The 19,596-nt window shown below is 61.5% G+C and carries 16 protein-coding genes and 1 pseudogene; 4 read left to right on the top strand and 13 right to left on the bottom strand.

What is annotated here, in order from left to right:
• Positions 1-46: 46 nt before the first annotated feature.
• From N4Q37_RS25990 to N4Q37_RS25955, 8 genes are read right to left on the bottom strand one after another with little or no spacing between them, the layout of a single operon-like run.
• Positions 47-2,425, bottom strand: coding sequence for a hypothetical protein (locus tag N4Q37_RS25990; protein WP_260963054.1), 2,379 nt, complete (start codon positions 2,423-2,425; stop codon positions 47-49).
• A 12-nt stretch (positions 2,426-2,437) separates the two neighbouring features.
• A complete protein-coding gene (locus N4Q37_RS25985) occupies positions 2,438-3,577 on the bottom strand; it encodes a hypothetical protein (protein ID WP_260963053.1) in 1,140 nt (379 codons plus the stop codon).
• On the bottom strand, positions 3,556-5,001 hold the full coding sequence (locus tag N4Q37_RS25980; RefSeq protein ID WP_260963052.1) for an alkaline phosphatase family protein: 1,446 nt from the start codon (positions 4,999-5,001) through the stop codon (positions 3,556-3,558). Before N4Q37_RS25980 ends, N4Q37_RS25985 begins: the two co-directional genes overlap by 22 nt.
• Positions 4,991-6,220: a metabolite traffic protein EboE gene (eboE, locus tag N4Q37_RS25975; protein ID WP_260963051.1), complete on the bottom strand. Its 1,230-nt coding sequence runs from the start codon at positions 6,218-6,220 to the stop codon at positions 4,991-4,993. The genes N4Q37_RS25980 and eboE overlap by 11 nt, the downstream gene beginning before the upstream one ends.
• Entirely contained in the window at positions 6,217-7,101 is an 885-nt protein-coding gene (locus N4Q37_RS25970) for a TatD family hydrolase (protein WP_260963049.1), read from the bottom strand. Before N4Q37_RS25970 ends, eboE begins: the two co-directional genes overlap by 4 nt.
• A 44-nt stretch (positions 7,102-7,145) precedes the next feature.
• A complete protein-coding gene (locus N4Q37_RS25965) occupies positions 7,146-7,910 on the bottom strand; it encodes an EboA domain-containing protein (protein WP_260963047.1) in 765 nt (254 codons plus the stop codon).
• On the bottom strand, positions 7,907-8,806 hold the full coding sequence (locus N4Q37_RS25960; RefSeq protein WP_260963045.1) for a UbiA family prenyltransferase: 900 nt from the start codon (positions 8,804-8,806) through the stop codon (positions 7,907-7,909). Before N4Q37_RS25960 ends, N4Q37_RS25965 begins: the two co-directional genes overlap by 4 nt.
• Positions 8,803-10,674: a 3-dehydroquinate synthase gene (locus tag N4Q37_RS25955; protein WP_260963044.1), complete on the bottom strand. Its 1,872-nt coding sequence runs from the start codon at positions 10,672-10,674 to the stop codon at positions 8,803-8,805. The genes N4Q37_RS25960 and N4Q37_RS25955 overlap by 4 nt, the downstream gene beginning before the upstream one ends.
• A 405-nt stretch (positions 10,675-11,079) precedes the next feature.
• On the opposite strand from N4Q37_RS25955, the pseudogene N4Q37_RS28015 reads away from it, so the two are divergent.
• Together N4Q37_RS28015 and N4Q37_RS28010 are read left to right on the top strand one after the other, a co-directional pair.
• Positions 11,080-11,847, top strand: a pseudogene (locus N4Q37_RS28015) (PAS domain-containing protein); the annotation flags it as partial.
• Positions 11,821-12,435 (top strand): methyl-accepting chemotaxis protein, encoded by a 615-nt coding sequence (locus N4Q37_RS28010; RefSeq protein ID WP_390897964.1) that lies wholly within the window; start codon positions 11,821-11,823, stop codon positions 12,433-12,435. The pseudogene N4Q37_RS28015 and the gene N4Q37_RS28010, both read left to right, overlap by 27 nt.
• Before the next feature lie 33 nt (positions 12,436-12,468).
• Here the strand turns inward: N4Q37_RS28010 and N4Q37_RS25945 are convergent, their stop codons facing one another.
• A complete protein-coding gene (locus tag N4Q37_RS25945) occupies positions 12,469-13,470 on the bottom strand; it encodes an NADP-dependent oxidoreductase (RefSeq protein WP_260963040.1) in 1,002 nt (333 codons plus the stop codon).
• Positions 13,471-13,508: 38 nt separating this feature from the next.
• Entirely contained in the window at positions 13,509-14,291 is a 783-nt protein-coding gene (locus tag N4Q37_RS25940; RefSeq protein ID WP_260963038.1) for an SDR family NAD(P)-dependent oxidoreductase, read from the bottom strand.
• Between the two features lie 137 nt (positions 14,292-14,428).
• Here N4Q37_RS25940 and N4Q37_RS25935 point away from each other — a divergent pair, with 137 nt between their 5' ends.
• Both N4Q37_RS25935 and N4Q37_RS25930 read left to right on the top strand, forming a co-directional pair.
• Complete coding sequence (locus N4Q37_RS25935) at positions 14,429-15,031, top strand: TetR/AcrR family transcriptional regulator (protein ID WP_260963036.1); 603 nt, start codon at positions 14,429-14,431, stop codon at positions 15,029-15,031.
• Positions 15,032-15,451: 420 nt separating this feature from the next.
• Complete coding sequence (locus N4Q37_RS25930; protein ID WP_260963034.1) at positions 15,452-16,081, top strand: glutathione S-transferase family protein; 630 nt, start codon at positions 15,452-15,454, stop codon at positions 16,079-16,081.
• 183 nt (positions 16,082-16,264) lie between these two features.
• Here N4Q37_RS25930 and N4Q37_RS25925 read toward each other — a convergent pair whose 3' ends face one another.
• The 3 genes from N4Q37_RS25925 to N4Q37_RS25915 are packed head-to-tail and all read right to left on the bottom strand — an operon-like array spanning position 16,265 to position 19,114.
• Complete coding sequence (locus N4Q37_RS25925; RefSeq protein WP_260963032.1) at positions 16,265-17,056, bottom strand: transporter substrate-binding domain-containing protein; 792 nt, start codon at positions 17,054-17,056, stop codon at positions 16,265-16,267.
• A 35-nt stretch (positions 17,057-17,091) separates the two neighbouring features.
• A complete protein-coding gene (locus N4Q37_RS25920) occupies positions 17,092-17,724 on the bottom strand; it encodes a response regulator (RefSeq protein ID WP_260963030.1) in 633 nt (210 codons plus the stop codon).
• 28 nt (positions 17,725-17,752) lie between these two features.
• Positions 17,753-19,114 (bottom strand): cache domain-containing protein, encoded by a 1,362-nt coding sequence (locus N4Q37_RS25915; RefSeq protein WP_260963027.1) that lies wholly within the window; start codon positions 19,112-19,114, stop codon positions 17,753-17,755.
• Positions 19,115-19,596 lie beyond the last annotated feature (482 nt).

Here is a 19,596-nt window from a genome sequence, read left to right as displayed (position 1 = left end):
AAGTGCCGGGTGGCGGACGCGCCACCCGGTCATCCTGCGTAAAACGTCAAAGGTTGTTGTAGTCGCTCATCGAGAGCGTCTTGGGCGGAAAGTTGAGCTTCACCAGACGCTTGGCCCATAGCTCCAGTATGGCGCGACGGCTTTGCGACAGGTCACGGGTGATGGGCATCGCGAGGGTGCTTTCTTCCTGGTTCGGCTTGCTGATCAATAGGATCAACTGGTCGACGGCACCCTCCACGCGCGTGCGGGAGTCGAGCGGCATGTACTTGTTCATGATGGGGTAGAGGTAAAAGAAGGTCTGCAGGACTTTCGGAAAGATGAACGTGCTCCATATCTTCTCCGGGGCGTCCGTGGAAGTGCACATGCCGTTCCAGGTATCGATGAAGTCCTGTTGTAACTTCATGTCCAGCGGCAGGACCCGTATTGGCGCGAGGAAGTCGACGAAGGCCTGGGTGAGTGGAAAGCTGAAGGGAATGACCGGTTTTTTGTCGTTCTCCTGCACGAAGAAGCGCAAGGTCGGGAAGCCCGGCGCCACAGCCCGGCAGCCTATCTGGGCGATGCCTTGGGCGTTGGTGGTGATAACGGCGTAGGAATAACTGACGCTGGCCTTATTGTCCTGCAGCGTACCGGTGCCCGTGTGGGTTTTTTCGAAGACCAGGCAGGGGCGCAGGTCGACGGCGACCGGTGTACCGGAAACGTTGAGAAAGTGTTGATAACTAACCGGATTGCCCACGGGTTGGGGCACGTCCTGCAGGTCGGTCAGCCCGCGACCGCTGCCGGTGTTGCGATAGAGTGCGACCGGGGGCACGTCGGTGAACTGTGGCAGGCAGGCGGTGTTCTTGAGGCGGTCCGGCGGGTTGTCGTAGAACAGCGTGAAGTCGGCCGCGTTACTGAACGCCAGGTAATAGTTGCTGGTGGTCACCATGTAGGGGTTGCCGTACTCCGCCACATACAACGTGGTGTTGGCGGCCGGCTGACCATTTTTCTGCACCATGATGCTCAGCGTCTTGCGGTCACCGACATCGATGAAGCTGCCGCTCTCGATCACTTCGGCGGTCCACAGTTGCTGTCCGGCGGCCATTATCGAAGGGGTCGGGGCCGGGTTGCGCTGTTGCAGCAGCAGAGGACCGGACTGCAGGATGCTCTTGGCCTCGGCGCTGAGCGTGAGGTCGAGGATGCCTGAGCGTTTTTCAAAGGCAGATTGCTGGTATTGCTCGAAACCGAAGCCGGCCGCCGCGGTGAATTGTCCGTCCTTGCGGACCCCCAACAAGTAGCCGCCGGAATTGAATTTCTCCGGAACGAGAATGTCGGCGTTGGGGTTCACCGGATAGCATGGGAACGTGTTGCTCAGATCCAGCGACAGGACGTTGCCGGTGAACTGCGCCGAGATAACACCCAACTGCGCGTTTTGCTTGTCCTGCCCCGGCTGGACCATCGATACGGGCTGATTGGGCACCAGGCGCAGCCCGGCGGGGGCGGTGGGGTATTCGTTGGCGAACCACAGCCCCAGGACTGCCGAGGTGCGGCTGTAGGCGGGGTTGAAGAAGATCTGGTTGACGTTTCTCAAGCCTTTGTTGTACAGGTCACGCACATTCGCCATCACTAGCGGGTCGTTGGAGCGGGTGTTCAGGCGCTGCGGGTAATCGTTGAATATGCCGTTCTTGTCGTAGCAGGTCAGATAGACGGAAAACCGGAACATCAGGCCCTGCGCCCCTTGCTGCTCCATCTGCCGCTTCAGGTTGGTCAGCAGGGATGAGTTGCCGATCACCCATTCCAGGTTCTCCTTGGGGAAACAGGTCTGCCAGGTGGTGCTGACGTTCACCAGGCCGCCCAGGGCTCCCCAACTGAAGTTCAGGAAACGGTCCATCATCCGGTACTTGCGATTGAGGGTCAGGCCACAGGACGCATCCCCCAACACCAGTTTGTCGAAATACAGCGCCGTGAACGTGTTCTGCCATGGGCTGATATCCACGAAGCGCGCCGCAGTCGGGGCAGAGCTGCCCAGGGGGCTGCCGAGCAGTTGGTATTGCTTGCCGACCAGCGGATCATGATCGATGTAGGTATTGGCCTGCAGTTCGCCGCCGATGACGGTCGACGTGGTTTGCCCGTAGTTCACCAGGCCGCAACCGTTATCGCCGAACAGGTCCCATTCGGCGGGCATATACGGGTCATGCTTCAGATTGATATTGCCCGGCACCTGCTGTACGTAGGTCGGCATGTGAGCCATGTACTGCGTGGAGACGGTCCAGGGCATCAGTCTGTCGGGGGCATTGTGCTGGTCGACGCCGAAGTGCTTCACGAACGGCCAGTTGATGTCCATCTTCACCGCGTCATAGAGCGGGAACATGTCGTTGTTATTGGCCGTCGGCGGGTTCCAGAACATCTCGCCGTTGAGGTAGATGCGGGGGAAATTCAGTACGCTCATGTCATGCTCTCCTTAGCGTTGCCATTGGGCGCGTTTGAGCGACCAGACAAAATCCAGTTTGTTGTAGCCGGTGAAGTCCTTCTCCGGCAGCGGCGTGGTGGGGTAGGTGAGACCGCCTTGGGTCGGGATGGCGAAATTGAAGTAACCGTTGTTCTTCGAGTAGGCGGCGGTGCCGTGGCAGGCCAGGCAGGACGATGTGTCCTGGAACGCCGACTCCAACTGCGAGTTCGCCAGGACCTGGGTAATGGGCTGGAATTCCACGCCGATCAGCTCGTACTTCGACAACGCCGGGTTATTGGTCTGGAACTGGCTATTGACCGGTATGGCGGCCGATGTCGGTCCGGTGAGGTTTTTCATCGGCTTGGGTGGATAGTCCTTGGTCACGGTGTACTTGTGGTTGTTGACGTTTTCGAAGGTGGTCCAGACCCAGTTGGGGGTCAGCTTGTTGACCACGTGCAAGCCGCTCAACGCCGCGTAGCCGACCTTGTACCCGGTGCCCACTGGGTAATAGGCCTGGGCGACGTAGTAGCCGTCGCTTTCCAGTCTCTTCTTGTAGGCCATGTCCGCGCCGATCCACAGCCAGGCGGCTTTCACTTCCCAGGCGGTGGCCGGAAAGGTCAGGTTGCTCGTCAGGGCATCCTGACCGTTCATGTTGTACACGTTCTTCTTGACGATGTAGTCGTAAGTGTCCTGGGACATCAGCAGTTGAAAGCGCACGACATGGCCTTTTTGCGTCTCAGGTACGGCGGCGCCGCCCATTTCCAGGGTCAGGCCGTCGACCTGCTGGACCGCGTTGAGGTCGTGCAGGACGCGGTTCGGGTTCAGCCCCAGGGCTTGGGCTTGCCTGAGCACCTCGCTCGGTGGCGTCATGCGGCTGTCATACGAGCCGGGGTTGGCGCCATTGGGCAGATAGACCTGGTCGGAAGGTTTGAACAACTCCCATTGACGGTTGTAGCCCTTGGCGTCGGACTGGTTCAGGCAGACGAACCAGTTCCAGGCCATGGTCTCGGGACTGTTGTTGAACGCGGCCAGGGTCTGGTCGGCGTTGGTTCCGAATTTCAGGAAGTTGGTGCAATCGACATTGTTGGTGTCCTGCGCCTGAGCCAAACCGGCCAGGGCACTGAGAACAGTTATGGAAATGGCTCGCCGCATGGAATCTCCTTGGCATTGGCCGGATCGGTAGAGGAGCGCCCCAGGAAGTGTTCCAGGAGCAGTTGCTTCACCGCCGTGGCCGCAAGATTCTGGGGCAACGGCAGATCACAATCGGTGATGAGCAGCGGACCGGTCCGGGGGCTCTCGGGCAGGCGTCCGTGGCTGCCGCGTATCAGTGTTGTGTCCAGCGGGATCAAGTCCATGTAGTAGCGAAAGCCGAGCTTCTTTTGCAGCAGGCGGCGCGCCACTTTCAGTTTCGGGAAACGGATCGCCGGATCGACGAACAGCTCCAGCGGGTCGTAGCCCGGCTTGCGATGAATGTCCACGGTGCGGGCAAAATCGGGGGCCTTGCGATCGTCGAACCAGTAGTAGTAATCGAACCAATACCCTTGCGCCGCCACGGCCACCAGCTCGCCGCTGCGCGGATGATCCAGTTGCCAGCCCCGTTGCTCGGCTTTGTCCAGTACCCGGGCGATACCGGTCTGGCGTTGCAGTAGGGCCTTGACCCACGGGATGTCCTGGGGCCGTTGTACATAGACATGCGCAACCTGATGATCGACCACGGCAAAGGCGGCGCAGGCACCGGGGTCGAGCAGTTCCCAGGTCAGCGACTGGCGGACTTGCAACAAGCCTTCCGAGCGCAACACCCGGTTGATGGAGACGGATTGCCGGACGGCTTCGATGCCGTACTCGGAGAGCAGCATCACCGCCGCGCCTTGCGCCTGGGCAAAGGCGAGCAGGCGACCCACTTCGCCGTCGATGGCCCGCACCTCGTCGGCAATCGACGGATCGTCTGGCCCCAGTCGTTGCAGGCAGTAATCCAGGTGGGGCAGGTAGACCAGTTGCAAGTCCGGCCGATCGAGCTGGAATTCGGCGATGGCGCAATCGACGATCCAGCGACTCGACGCGATACCGGCGGCCGGCCCCCAGAAGCTGGCGAAGGGGAACTCGCCGATCTGCTGTTCGATCTGCTCGTGCAACGTGGCAGGTGCCGAATACAGGCCGAACAACTTGCGTCCATCGGCTGGATAATGGGGCCGTGGCGTAATGGCCGCCGTCACGTCCGCGTACATGTTGTACCACCAGAACAACTGGCTGCAGCGAAACCCGGGAATCTGCCGCTGGAGCGTCTGCCAGGCCTTTTCGCCTTGCATCAATGCGTTGGGTTGCAGCCAGAAACGTACCTCGGCCTGATCGCGAAAGTACCAACCGTTGCCGACGATGCCGTGCTCCGATGGCGGCAGGCCGGTGAGGATCGAGGCCTGGACCGTGGAGGTGACGGCGGGGAACACCGGTTGCAGGCTGGTCATCCTGGCCGTTTTCAGCAATGCATTGATGTGCGGCGTCGCGGCCCCCAGCAGTGCCGGTGTCAGGCCGACCACGTTAATCAACAGCAACGGCTGGCGCGGGCGTTCAGAGGACATCGGCGCACGCCTCCCGCGTTGGCTGTTGCAGCAATTGCCGCTGGCGCAACTGGTCCTCGACCCACTGCAACTCCGCGCCGATTCCCTGGAGCTGGGCGTGCTCGGTGATGGGCCGCAACTGGGCGGGCAGTACGCCCCAGCTGTAGGTTTCCACCTCCAGCACCGGACGGAAATCCCCATGCTCGGCGAGGAAGTCGAAGGTCTGCGCCAGGGCGACCTGACTGCCGCTGAGCTCGGGCAGGAGCAAGTGTTCGCTGAACAGCGGAATGTGGAAGTGGATCCTCAGTTCCGGCGGGCGTTGCAGGTTGCTTGCGCAGTCGTCCAGGGCCTCCGGCAGGTCTGCCCAGGCCGCCAGCCGTTGCTGTTCGTCGCGGGCCTTGACTTGATGCAGGTAGGTGGTTTCGGCGAAGCCGCCCAATGTCTGCAGCACCTGCGCGCGGCGCTTGTCGTCCTCGGGCAGGTGGCAAATCAGCGCATTGGACAGCTGGATCTTGCCGATGGGCACCCGGGCTTGTCGCAACCGCTCCAGCGACTGATAGCAGTCCTCGAACATCACGGCCTGGTGGCAGACGTCGAAACACAACGCCAGGTGTTCATGGTGCCGGTCCGTGGCTTGCCAGTGGCGGAAGAAGGCGATGGCCTGGTCAGTGTTTTCCAGCACGCAGTCGGGCTCCATTTCCAGGCAGAACACGATCTTCTTGCCTGTCTCCAGATACAGCCGCGCCAGCGACGCCGTGAGTTGGCGCAGCATGGATTCGGCACGCCGCTGCAACCGTGGGGACCAACTGGCGGCGTAGCCCAAAGGCACCGTGGATATCACCCCTTGATCAACGTCCGCCGGCAACGCCTCGGCCAGAATCCGCGCCAGGTCCAGGCTATAGGCCAGGCGCTCGGGCTCGGCCCAACTGGGCAGGTACACCTCGGCCTTTACCGCGCCCAGATGAAACTGACCATAGGGAAACCCGTTGAGTGAGGTCAGGCGCAGGCCGCTGCGTTGCAACAGCTTGAAAAACGCCGCGCGGGCCGACGGCTGTTGCAGTTCGGTCGCGGCGCGGGCACAGATCCACAAGCCGCTGTCCTGTTCTTCCAGCCCGCGCAATGTGCGTACACCCTGGAAATGCCGTTCGATGGATGATCGGAGCCCGACCAGATCACGGGTCGGGTGCACGTTGCTGCAATAGCCGATCTGCGCGGCAGCCCAACCCGTGGCGGCGCTCATTTGATCACCGGTTCCTGGCCGCGCAGGGCGGAGTTGTCCTGCCACTGGCGACGTTGATCGATCGGTAGCGGAGTGCTCACCAGGGTCTTGTCCAACTGGCCGCTCTGGGCGAAAAAATCCACCGGATTGTGGAACAGCACCTGTTCGACCTGAGCTTCGCTGAAGCCGGCGGCGAGCATGGCTGCGCCAGTCTTGGGCACCTTGAGCGGGTCGCTGATGCCCCAGTCGGCGGCGCTGTTGACCACCATTTTTTCCGTGCCGTACTCCTTGAGCAGCGCGACCATGCGCTGTTCCGACATCTTGGTGTTGGGGTAGATGGAATGGCCGCGCCAGCAATCGCTGTCCAGCACCAGGGGCAGGGTCAGTTCGTTGAGGTGGTCGATGATCACCAGGTGCTCGGCGATGCCCACTTCGCGAATGACCGCGAGGGTGCGCTTGGTGCCACCGATCTTGTCACGGTGCGGGGTGTGGACCAGCACCGGCAGGTTGAATTGCCTGGCCAGTTCCAGCTGTGCGGCGAGGAAGCGATCCTCTTCGGGGGTGATGTCGTCGTAGCCGATTTCACCCACCGCCACCACACCGTCCTTCACCAGGTAGCGCGGCAGGATCCTCAGCACTTCATCGGCCAGGGACAAGTCATTGGCCTCCTTGGGGTTGAGGCCGATGGTGCAGAAATGGTGGATGCCAAACATGCTGGCGCGAAAGCGTTCCCAGCCCAGCAGGGTGTCGAAGTAATCGACGAAACTGCCGACACTGGTCCTGGCCTGGCCCTGCCAGAAGGCCGGTTCGATCACCCCGGTGATGCCGGCGGCGGCCATGTTCTGGTAGTCGTCGGTGGTGCGGCTGACCATATGGATATGCGGGTCGAAATACTTGGGCATGGTGAATCCTCATCAGGGAAAAAAGCGACGCGACGTCCGTTTGATCAAGCGTCGGCCAGGTGCTCGCGCCAGTTCGGCGGCAGCCGTTGCTGTCGGTTCAAGCCCACCAGCCGTTGCTGTTGGGCGGGGCTGAGCAGGTTGAAGGCGATCACCACCGGCAGCCCGGCGGAGACGGTTCGTTCGGCGGCGAGTTGTTCGTCCAGAAGGTCCAGTGCCAATTGGTTGAGCGACACACCTTGGCGTTGCTCCAGACCAATCAGCCGGCGTACGTCCAGGCCCATGCCCAATGCCTTGAGCACCAGTTGGTTGAACGCCCGCTCGTCGTAGTGCCGCGAGGGGTAAGGGGTGTCCAGGGCGAGGGCGGCGAACACCTGGCTGTTGCTGGTGCGTCCGGCCTGCAAGGCCAAGTCCACACACAGGCCTTGGCTGTCGAACCAATCGAGGGCCTTCAGCAGGGCGATTTTTTCCTGATCGTCGCCCCACAGGAACAACTGGCGCAGCAAGGGCAATTGCGCGTCGAGGGCGTGTGGCTCCAGCACCCCGGCCAGCAGCAGCGCCCGTGCAAGCTGGAGCGTGCTCCAACCGGCGTTGTCGGGCATCGGCTGGTCCTTGATCTGGCGTTTGCATTGGCTGCTCAACAGCACGGTGGTATTGGCCGTCGGGTCCTGTGCCAGTTGCGCTTGTGCCGCCTGCCACCAGCGAAGCTCGGTGCCATCCAACTGTCGGGACAAGCGTTGGCGTTGTTCGTTGAGACACTCGCGCCGCATTTGCAGGGCCGTCGATGACGGCGTCGTGACGTTCATGTTCATGTCGGTTTGACCCAGCGTTGGAAGTGAGGGAGCAGGAAAAACACCAGGACACAGGCCAGGCTGCCCCAAGGCTGATTGGCGACGGCCAGCACCAAGGCATCGAACAGCGGCAGGGCCGCCAGCCCGGCGCCGATAAAGGCCCGGACTTTCCGTTGGCGCGGGTTGGCGAGGTGATGCCAGTAGTGCCAGCCCAGCCAGCCCAGCCAGCCCAGCCATAGCAGCAGCACCGGCCAGAACCAGGGGTTGTCGCTGTAGATCGCCAGGGTCAGCGGACTCAACATCAGCAGCAGGGGCAGGCGACTGAGCAACTGGTTGCGGTGTTCCTCGCGGGCCAGGTAGGTCAGGCCGCTGATGTAGACCCCGAGCAAAATGGCGCAGAGCCAGATCGGCTGCGGCGGCATCGCCAGGCTCGCTGCTGCGGTGAGATAGAGGGTCGAACGGCAGGCGCCCATCAACCAGACGCTGTGGGCGTACTTCTTGTGCAACAGGTTGTAGCCCAGGATGCAGCCGACCAGTACGGTGGCGCTGCCCAACAGCCAGTGGGGTTGCTCGATCAGTTGGCTAAGCCCCAGCAGCGCGGCGGCGGCTAGTGTCAGCAGCAACGCCGTCGCCAGGCGCACTTGTGTTCGAGTGACCAGGCCCAGGGTGATCGGGCGCGGGTTGTGGTGTCGCTGGTCCCAGTCGGCATCGAGCAGGTCATTGAGCAACATGCCGGCCAGGTACAGCAGCGACAGCGCGGCCAACAGCAGGAGCCACACCAGCGAGGACGGCGGCGCCAGGGCTCCGGCGCTGCTGGCGAGCAAGGTCGCGGCCAGGGCATTGGTCCACACCGTGGGCAGGTTGGAGACCCGGCCGAGGGTCATCCAGGTCTTGAGGTCGGACGATGTCTGGTTCATTGGTAGCTCTCGTTCAAGCCGAGCACCGGCGCGGCGTGGCTCGACAGCCGTTGCAGCGCCAGTTCCATTTGCGCGTTGTCGATTTCATGCACGTCCAGCGATTCGCCGATCCGGTTGAGCAGGGGGATGGAGAGCTGCCCGCCCAGATGCTGGCGGAACTCCTCCAGCCCGAGCAGCACCTGTGAACGCCCCTGGGCGTCCTTCAGGAACAGCTCCGGCGGGTTCAGGCAGAAACCGAGCTTGAGCAGCAGGGCCAGGACACGCACGGTATCGGCATCGCTCAACAGCCCCAGGGCATTGGCGTAGAGGCCGTCCAGGGCCATGCCCACCGCCACGGCTTCACCATGGCGCAGCCGATGACGACTCAGGTTCTCCAGTTTGTGTGCGGCCCAGTGGCCGTAATCCAATGGCCGTCCGTTGCCGCGCTCGAACGGGTCACCGGCACCGGTGATGTGGGCCAGGTGCAGTTCGGCGCAGCGGTGGATGGCGTAGCGACTGGCCGAATGATCGAAGCGGGCGAGGGCATCGGCGTTTCGCTCCATCCATTGGAAAAAAACCGCGTCCTTGATCAGTGCCACCTTGACCGCCTCGGCCAGCCCGGCGATCTGGTCGCGACGGGTGAGGCTGGTCAGCAACTGGAAGTCGTTGATCACCGCCGTGGCGGGGTAGAACGCCCCCAGCAGGTTCTTCTGGCCGAAGGCGTTGATGCCGTTTTTCACACCGATCCCTGCATCGTTCTGGGCGAGCACGGTACTCGGCACGCGGATCAGGCGAATCCCGCGATGGAACGTGGCGCAGGCGTAGCCCACCGCGTCCAGCACCGCGCCGCCGCCGAGGGCCAGGACATGGCAATGCCGGTCCAGGCCCTGTTGCAGCATGTCGGCGTAGAGTCGCTGCAGCACCTGGGCGTCCTTGCTCAGTTCGCCGGCAGGCACGGCGATTGGTGCGGTCTTCAGATGCAGGTCCGCAGCATGGGCGGCAAAGTAGGCCTCGATCTGCCCCGGCAGCTGAGAGGCGCTGTTGAGCAACTGCTCATCGGCAAACACCAGCACGGTCACTGGCCGCCGCTGTCCATGGGTGAGCTGCCGGTGCAGGCACGGATTGAGCGGATCGAACAGATGATCGGTGAACACCACCGGGTAGTCGTAGTGAACCTTGAAACGCCCGTGCAGCGACTGCTCGGCGTCATGTTTACGCAGGCTTTTGACCAGACTGTAGCCGGCGAGGAAAAGCCCGGGCAGTACCATGCTGGCGAGGAGGGTAACCAGCAAGGCGTTCTGCTCGACGAGAAAACTGCCGATAGCGCTGTAGGCCAAGGCCAGGCCCGCATTGGCCAGGGTGGTGACCAACAGGAACGCGGGCAGCGGATAACGTTGCATGCCGGCGGCCACCACCGAGGTCTCCGCCAATACCGGTATACCGCGCAGGCAGATCAGTGACAATGTGCCCAACCGGTAGCCCAGTTGTCCCGGCTGGCGCTGGTGCAGGCCGAGGCGACCCGCCAGCAGGCGAAAATAGCCAGCCCCCAGTGCGTAGCCCAATCCGGCACCGAGGCAAAGGCCGATGAAAATCACCAGGTAACCACCGAGGCTGCCCAGCATGGCTACGGCCAGGAGCGCAACCATGCTCGAAGGCACCGGCAACACCACGTCCAGTGCCAGCAAGGCGATCAGGAGCAGCGCCACGTTGAAGGTTTGCGTCGGTGTGGAGGGCAGGTACAGATTGAGCTGGGCCAGCAAACCCTGGATCTGCTGTTCAAACAGCAGGAAGCTGGCGATCACCAGGCCCGAAAAGCAGAGCAACGACAGCCAGAAGTGCGCGGCTGGTCCCTTTTGCGAGAGCGAACGAAACCCACGGCCATGCTTCATCAAGCATCCCTCTTGTTGTGAGTGACAGATTCCTTGTCAGTAAATAAAGCAATGCCCGGTACGTTTCAGATCTATGGATACGCTCGCTTCGAGGGGCTGTGGTGTGCGCAACGACTTGCGCGGCTGAAGACAATTTTGAATCTAGACGGCCCTATTGTTTTTGCAAGGCAGCCTAGTGGCAAAATGATTTTTAATGACTCACCAGGGCGCGTCGGTAGGCCTGATGTCTATTTCGAGACCGGCATGAAATGGCCTCGTCGCCAAAATTGCAGGCCTTTAGAACCAAGTTGACGGAGTCGGTCGGTTTTAGCGCCGAAACATGATGGGCACGCGTCATTCAGTCTCCGCCCCGGTAGCCGATACGGATATTAGGCTCTGTACTTCCGGGGCGGTCGAGGGTACGTCATGTTTAACACAATGCTAAAAAATGAACTGACGGCTAGGACAGCCGAATTGGCAACCTACAAGGGGTTGGTCGGTGCGCTGGAACGGTCGATGGCCGTGGTCGAATTCAGCACCGACGGCAAGGTCCTGCGTGGGAACGAGAATTTCTTGCGCACGATGGGCTACCGTGCCGATCAGCTGGCTGGCCTGTGGCACAAGGACTTCTGCGAACCGGGCCTGGTGGGCAGTGCCGAGTACCGCGAGTTCTGGAATCAGTTGCGCGCCGGCCAGTTCGTTTCCGGTACGTTTCAGCGCCGTGGCGCATCGGGCCGGCACATCTGGCTGGAAGCCAGCTACAGTCCGGTCGTGGACGAGCAGGGGCGTGTGGTGAAGGTGGTCAAGTACGCGCTCGACGTCACCGCCAAGGTGGCCAGTGAGGCCGAAATCCGTGGTCGGCTAGCGGCACTCGATCGTGCGATGGCCGTGATCGAGTTCGACCTGGGCGGCAACATCCTGACCGCAAACGACAACTTCATGAATGTCATGAACTACACGTTGGCTGAACTCAAAGGCAAACATCACCGGATGTTTTGCGAGCCGAGCCTGGTCGGCAGCCCGGAGTACAGCGATTTCTGGCGTCGGCTCAACAACGGTGAATTTTTCAGCGGTCAATTCAAGCGCATTGGCAAGAACGGCAAGGTCGTCTGGCTGGAAGCCAGCTACAACCCGGTCTATGACGCCGAAGGCAAGTTGAGCAAGATTGTGAAGTTCGCCAGCGACATCACCGAACGAGTGGAAAAATTCGAGGAAGACTCCCGCGGCGCCTCGCGGGCGTATCACATTTCCGCAGAGACCGAGCGGGTAGCCGAGCAGGGCGCGCAAGTCATCCATCAGACGGCCAAGGAGATGCGCCAGATCGCCGACAATATTGGTGCTTCCGCGCGCCTGGTCGGGCAACTGGGCGCTCGTTCGGAAGAAATCACCGCGATCGTCAACACCATTCGCGGCATCGCCGACCAGACCAACCTGTTGGCCCTCAACGCGGCAATCGAAGCCGCGCGGGCGGGCGACCAGGGTCGGGGCTTCGCGGTGGTGGCCGACGAAGTCCGGCAACTGGCCGGGCGCACCAGCCGCTCGACCTCGGAGATTGCCGAGATGATCGGCATGATCCTCTCTGAAACCCGCGAGGCCGTGACCAGCATGAACGTGACCCACGAGGGCGCATTGCGCGGCGTGACCCTGGCGGACCAGGCCGGATTGGTTATCGTGCAGATCCGGACCGGCACGACCGATGCCCTCGAAGCCGTGAGCATGTTCGCCTCCAAGCTCGATGAGTCCGACGTCATTCCCAAGACGGCTGTCGGCTGGGTGGGTTGATTGCGTTGACGCGAGCGCCGGGCGACGCAACGGTCACTTGATCTTGACCACCACCTTTCCTTTCGAGCGGCCTTGGGCCAGGTATTCCAGGGCTTGCCCGGCCTGCTCGAAAGCAAAAACCTGGTCGATCACCGGTTTGATATGCCCGGCGTCGATCAGCTTTCCAATGTCGTGGAGTTGCGCCCCCTGGGGTCGAACGAAGAGGAATGAATAGCTGACGTGGTTCTTCTTCGCCAAGCCGATGATCTTGCGACTCATCAAGCCTAAGACGAAGGTGAGCAACAGATTCATTCGACGAGCCTTGGCGAAGGCTTTGTCCAGCGGACCCACGAGGGAAACAATCTTGCCGCCGGCCTTGAGGATGCCGATGGATTTTTCAATCGCGTCCCCCCGGGTCGTGCCCAGTACCACATCGTAACCGCCCAGTACGTGTTCAAATGCCTGTTTCTTGTAGTCGACCACTTCGTCCGCCCCCAGGCTGCGAACCAGCGGGACGTTTGTTGTGCTGGTCGTCGTTGCCACCTTTGCGCCCAAATGTTTTGCCAACTGAATGGCGAAGGTGCCGATGCCGCCTGATCCGGCGGGGATGAACACTTTCTGGCCGGGCTCAAGGTGGGCGCGCTCTTTCAGCGCCTGCCAGGAGGTGAGCCCTACCATCGGAATCGACGCGGCTTGCACGAAGTCCAGGGCGTCGGGTTTTGGCGCGGCGACACGCTCGGGTACGGCGGCAAACTCGGCGATCGATCCGTTGCCCAGATCAAACAGACTGGCAAAAATGGCATCGCCGACCTTGAAGCGCGTCACCGCGCTGCCCACTTCAGTCACCACACCAGCCAGATCGCTGCCCATGATGGCCGGTAACTGGAACTTCAACACGGGTTTGAACATCCCCGTGGGAATCATGTTATCGATTGGATTCAACCCGGCGGCGTGAACCTCGACCAGCAGCTCATCTGCCTTGATGGTCGGCCGGGCGACTTGCGCGAGGTCGATGTCGGGCGACTTGCCGTAACGTTTGAAGGTGAGTGCTTTCAATTGCTCTGATTCCCACGTGTCTGAAATGAGGTCCGGTGTTATGGCTGGTAGCGCTCGGCGGCGTGAGCTTGTCGAATGTCCGACAGCAAGCCTTGGCGTGCCTGGTCCAGCGCGTCCCAGCGGCCCTCTGCATGCAATGGCGGAATGGTGACCGGCTCGCGACGATCAAAACCGAGCAGGGCCGCGTCGACCAGTTCCTCGACGTCCATCACCTCGGGGATCGTGTTGAGGTCGATCCCTGCGCGCTCCCAGATCTCCGTGCGGGTCGCCGCCGGCAGCACCGCTTGGACGTACACGCCCTTGGGCGACAATTCCAGATGCAGACCCTGGGAAAGGAAGAGTACGAACGCCTTCGTCGCGCCATACACCGTCATGCCGAACTCGGGAGCAAAACCCACCACCGAACCGATGTTGACGATCGAACCGCTGCCCGACTGGGCGAAACGCGGCGCCACCGTGGCTGCCAGGCGGGTCAGCGCAACGATGTTGAGGGAAACGAGTTTGTCGATGGCCTCGGCGCTTTGTTGCACGAACCCGCCGGACTGGGCGATGCCGGCGTTGTTGATCAACACGCCAATGCGATGGTCTTCACGCAGGCGCGTTTCGAGTGCACTGAGGTCGGCTGCGTCGGTCAGGTCGGCCTGATGCACCTGGACAGCGACGCCGTGTTCTTCATGCAGGCGAAGGGCCAAGGCATCGAGACGGTCTTTGTCCCGAGCGACCAGGACAAGGTCATGGCCGCGCCGGGCAAAGCGCTGGGCGTAGATGGCGCCGATTCCGCTGGAGGCTCCGGTGATGAGGACGGTTGCAAGCGCATTCATTTTGGATTTCCTGGTGTTTGGGTTGGCAGGGAAGTAAGTGTCTTTATGATTATGGTCGAACTCTAAAAATGTCAACAGTTTGATGTCGACTGACATCAATGTATAGTGTCGTCCTGTGTGAACCGGGTGAATGGACGATGAAAGTCAGCAAGCAACAGGTACAGGCGAATCGCGCGCATATCGTGGAAACCGCCTCGACGCTGTTTCGAGAGCGCGGTTATGACGGTGTTGGCATCGCGGATCTGATGGCCGCCGCCGGGTTTACCCAGGGCGGGTTCTATAAGCATTTCAACTCCAAGGCCGACCTGATGGCGGAGTCGTCGGCCTGCAGCCTCGGGCAATCCACAGCACTGATGGCCGGGGTATCGCCCGTAGAGTTCGTGGAGCTTTATCTGTCCCGATCGCACCGCGATGACCGGGCCACGGGATGCACCCTGGCGGCGCTGTGCGGTGACGCTGCGCGCAAAGAAGAGGTTCGCGCCACGTTTGCCGCTGGCATCGAGACTCAGCTGAACATCCTGCGTGAAGGCGAGGGGCAATCGAATGGCGGGGATCCTGCCCTGGCACGTGCCAAGCGCCTGGCGCTCATGGCCCATATGGTGGGCGCTCTTGTCCTGTCACGGGCTTGTCCCGACGACTCGCCCCTGGCCGATGAAATTCTGGCGACCTGTCGCGACGCCATCCTCGAGACCCTGATGCCGCCAGCGGTCGGATCAGGCGATGAGTCAGGTGAGAACTAGGCAAACCGGCGCGACGATTGCTCCCATCTCTCTATCTGTGATCCCACCGTTCCATTTCTTGAAACGGTGGATTGCAGTTAGTGCGTATTCCGGCGTTTTCACTTTAGGCCGAAGATGACTCCACTGACGTACACCCCTTGGCAAGAGAGGTGACGCAGCCCCCAACTGGTGCGCACGTGGATGCCCGACCAGCATCGCGAGTTTTACGCCCAACGCCTTGATGACCGGCAGCTGGAAGCAAGCCAGGCCCAGGGCCGTTGATGCTTGAGGCCTGGTGGCCTGTGTGGCTGGTGAGCAACTGTTTCAGCCACTGAAATACTGGATTGTAAAAGCTGGTTATTCCGCTACCTCGGCCAGGAGCAGAGGATGGCGCCATCGACGCGATCACCGCTTCGAGCGCCAACAACACGGAGTTCAATCATGTCTGAGCACGCAATCAAACTGTATCACCACCCATTGTCGGGCCACGCCCATCGCGTCGAGCTGATGCTTTCACTGTTGGGCCTGCCCACCGAATTGGTATTCGTCGACTTGCTCAAGGGCGAGCACAAGACCCCGGAGTTCCTCGCCCTCAACCGTTTCGGCCAGGTGCCGGTGATTGATGACAACGGCACCGTCCTGGCCGACTCGAACGCAATCCTGGTCTACCTCGCGACCAAGTATGGCAACGGGCAATGGCTGCCCAGCGATCCACTGGGCCAGGCCAGGGTGCAACGCTGGTTGTCGGTGGCGGCAGGCCAGATCAGCCAGGGACCGGCCACCGCCCGGCTGATCACGGTGTTCGGCGCCGGCTATGACGCCGAAGACGCCATCAAGCGCTCCCATGCCTTGCTGGCGGTGATGGAGCAGGAACTGGGACAAAGCCGCTTCCTGGCCGGTGAAAAACCGACCATTGCCGATGTTGCCGCGTACACCTACGTGTCCCACGCACCCGAGGGCAACGTCGCACTGACCGACTACCCGAACGTCCGGGCATGGCTGGGCAGCATCGAAGCCTTGCCGCGTTTCGTGGGCATGCAACGAACCGCCAAGGGCTTGCAGCAAGCTTGATCTGCGCGCCATCGCGAGCAAGCTTTGCTCCCACAGGGGGCCTGGGTGAACACCAGATCTGTGAACGCCCGCCAGTTGCTGTGGGAGCAAAGCTTGCTCGCGATAGGCGCCTCGGTTTCCTGGAAACCGCATCGTCTTCATCGCGAGCAAGCTGTTCTACGGTTTTTTCCGGCCAACTGACCGTCACTGCGCTCCGGGCACCGCCAACCATTGCCCGATGACTTTCTGGTAGCTGCCGTTCGCCTTGCTCAGGTGCAGCCACTGGTCGACGTACATTTTCCAGGTGGTGTCGTCCCGCGGCAGCAGGTAGGCCTTCTCGCCGTATTGCAGGTAGTGCGTGGGGTTGACGGCGCACAGGCCCGGCTTGAGTTTCTGCTGGTAGAGCGCTTCCGAGGCGTCGGTGATCATCACGTCGGCCTTCTTGTCCAATAGCTCCTGGAAGATGGTCACGTTGTCGTGGAAGCTGAGTTGGCCCTTGGGCAAGAAAGCGCGTACGAAGGCTTCGTTGGTGCCGCCCGCCGGTTCCACCAGGCGCACCGAAGGCTGGTTGATCTGTTCGAGGGTCTGGTAGCGGGACTGGTCTTCGCAGCGCACCAGCGGGATCTTCCCGTCCACATCCAGCGTGTCGCTGAAATAGGCTTTTTTCTGGCGTTCCAGGGTTACCGAGATGCCACCCATGCCGATGTCGCATTTGCCCGCCAGCATGTCCGGCATCAGGGTTTTCCAGGTGGTCTGCACCCATTGCACCTTGACCCCAAGGCTGGCCGCCAGGGTGCGCGCCATGTCGATGTCGATCCCTTCGTATTCGCCGGTTTCAGCCTTGTAGGTATAGGGTTTGTAGTCGCCCGTCGTGCATACCTTCAGCTCGCCGCTTTGCAGGACCTGGTCCAGGTGCGAAGTTGCCGGCTCGGCCAAGGCATTGCCGCAGAGCGCCAGCAGGCCACAGAACGTCATCGTGCTTGTTATGTTTTTCATGAGGATTGGACGTCTCGCAAGGATGAAGGGAAGGGTCAGCGCGAAATGATCCCATGATCGATGGCGTATTTCACCAAGGCGGCGGGTTTGTCGATGTTGAGCTTGCGGCGGATGCTCAAGCGGTGGGTCTCGACGGTGCGCACGCTGATGTCCAGTTCCCGGGCCATTTCCTTGTTGTTCAGGCCCTGGACCATCTTGGACAGCACTTGGGTCTCGCGCGGTGTGAGTTCGTTATCGCTCATCGGGTCGGTGGCGAGGCGCTGGGCGATTTCGGCGCTGTAGAAGGTGCCGCCGCTGATGATCGCTTCGATGGCCGCGAGGATTTCCCGCGAAGGGGCGTTCTTGAGTACATAACCGCTGGCGCCGCAGCGCACCGACTCGCTCACGTACTCATGATTGTCGTACATGCTGAGGATCAGAATCTTGAGGCCGGGGTATTGCTTGCCCAGCAACCGGGTCAGTTCCAGTCCGTTCATGTCCTTGAGGCCGATGTCCATCAGCAGCAGGTCTGGTTGGCAACGTCCGACCATCTCGATGGCCTGCGCGCCGTTCTCGGCTTCGCCCACGACATCCAGCCGGGGCATGACGGACAGCAGGGCCCGGATACCGTCGCGGACCAGGGAGTGATCATCGACCAGGGCGACGCGGATCGCGGGGGCAAGGCTCATCGGCAAGTACTCTTGGTGATGGGGAGCATCAGCTTTCCGTCGCCGACAGGTTCATGGGCAGCAGGACATCCAGTTCGCTTCGTCCCGGCACCGAGGTCACTTCCAGTCGGCCGCCGAAATGTTCCACCCGTTCGCGGATGTTACGCAGGCCGATGCCGGCATGGCCGCGCTCGACCTGGGGGACGTTGAAGCCCATGCCGTCGTCCACCACGGTCAGGCGCAAGGACTGGCTGGAGCCGAACAGGGTGATGCCGACGCTTTTTGCCCCGGCGTGACGCTCGATATTGGTCAAGGCTTCCTGGGCGATGCGAAACAGCGAGACCGGCGCACCATTTTCCAGGCGGCAATCGAACTCGTTGCTTCGGTAGGACACTTCCAGCCCGCTGCGCTGTTGGAACTCGGCCGCGAGCTGGCCGATGGCGGCGGGCAAGCCCAGGGTATCGAGCAGGGAGGAGCGCAAATCGTGGGAGATGCTGCGGATCTCGCCAATGGCGTCGCCCAGCCGATCCGTCGCGTTTTTCAGGATGCCCAGGCCGTTTTCCTGGCCGCTTTCCAGGACGTGGCTGGCGAGTTCGAACTGGAATTTTATCGACACCAGCAGTTGGCTGATGCCGTCGTGGAGCTCGCGGGACACCCGCGAGCGTTCCTCTTCTTGCAGGCTGACGATGCGTTGGTTCAGGCGTTGGAGCTTTTTATCGGCCAGGCGATGCTCGCTGACATTGAGGGTCATGCCGCCGGCAAACACCAGCAGGACCGCGACCAGGGCGATCGCGGCGATGGCCTGCATAGTGGTGTGGATACCGTTGGCGACTTCATCGCGGGCTTGCTGCGTGGCGCGCTCGACATCCTCCAGGTAGATCCCGGTACCAAGCATCCAGCCCCAGCGATCGAGCATCACCACATAGGCCAGCTTGTCGGTGACCTGGCCGGAGGAGGGCTTGTTCCAGGCATAGCGCTGGAAACCTTCGCCGGATTCCGCGCTCTTGATCAGGGCCTGGATGACGGGCAGGCCATGGGGGTCCTTCATGTCCCAGAGGTATTGCCCCACCAGTTCCGACTGGCGGGCATGCATCAGGCTGCGGCCCTGGCGGTCATACACGAAAAAATAGCCATTGATGCCGAAGCTGAGCTTGCGCAGCTCTTCCAGCACCTGCTGTTGCGCGCGTTCGTCGCCCTGGCCGTTGTTATACAGCGGGGCGATCAGGCTCTGCGCCATTTCGACGTAGTTCTTCAGCTCGGCGCGTTTGCTCGCCAGGATGCTGTCTTCGATCAGTTGTGCCTGCTGGTCGCCCAACTGGCGATTGAGCGAAATGACCAAGGCGCAAATGACAGCAATCGCCAGGACCAGCGGCAGAATCCCGAGGGCGACGATCTTGTGTTTGAGCAGCATCTGCACTCCTGTCGGGACTCGACGCGACGGTGGTGAATGCTCGGCATCATATGTCAAACCTCCCACTGAATAGGAGACATAAAACCTGAGAGCAAAGCTTGTGGGAGCAAACCTGTGGGAGCAAAGCTTGCTCCGGGCGGCGATCCGACGATGCAGGCGCCGCGGTCTATGACTCTCCCGCGGACAAGCCCCGCTCCCACAGGCGCAATTGCGCGTCTACGTAGTACTACGGATTTATTTATTGATGACTTACCCGGATATTAGGGCCGCTCCGAATAGCCGGGGCGAACTATAAAAACAATCGCCGCAATCCACTGGATATCGGCAGGAGACATGCAATGACAACCCGTCTGGTTAAACACCTCGCCTGGTTTGCCGTGGCTGTTCTGGGAGCCTGTGCGTTGAGTGTCGTGGCCTTGCGCCGCGGCGAAGCCATCAACGCCCTCTGGATCGTCGTCGCCGCCGTGGCCCTCTACCTGGTC

This window comes from Pseudomonas citri (assembly GCF_025336485.1).
GTDB classification, from domain to species: Bacteria; Pseudomonadota; Gammaproteobacteria; order Pseudomonadales; family Pseudomonadaceae; genus Aquipseudomonas; species Aquipseudomonas citri.
This window is presented reverse-complemented; position numbering and strand designations above follow the sequence as displayed.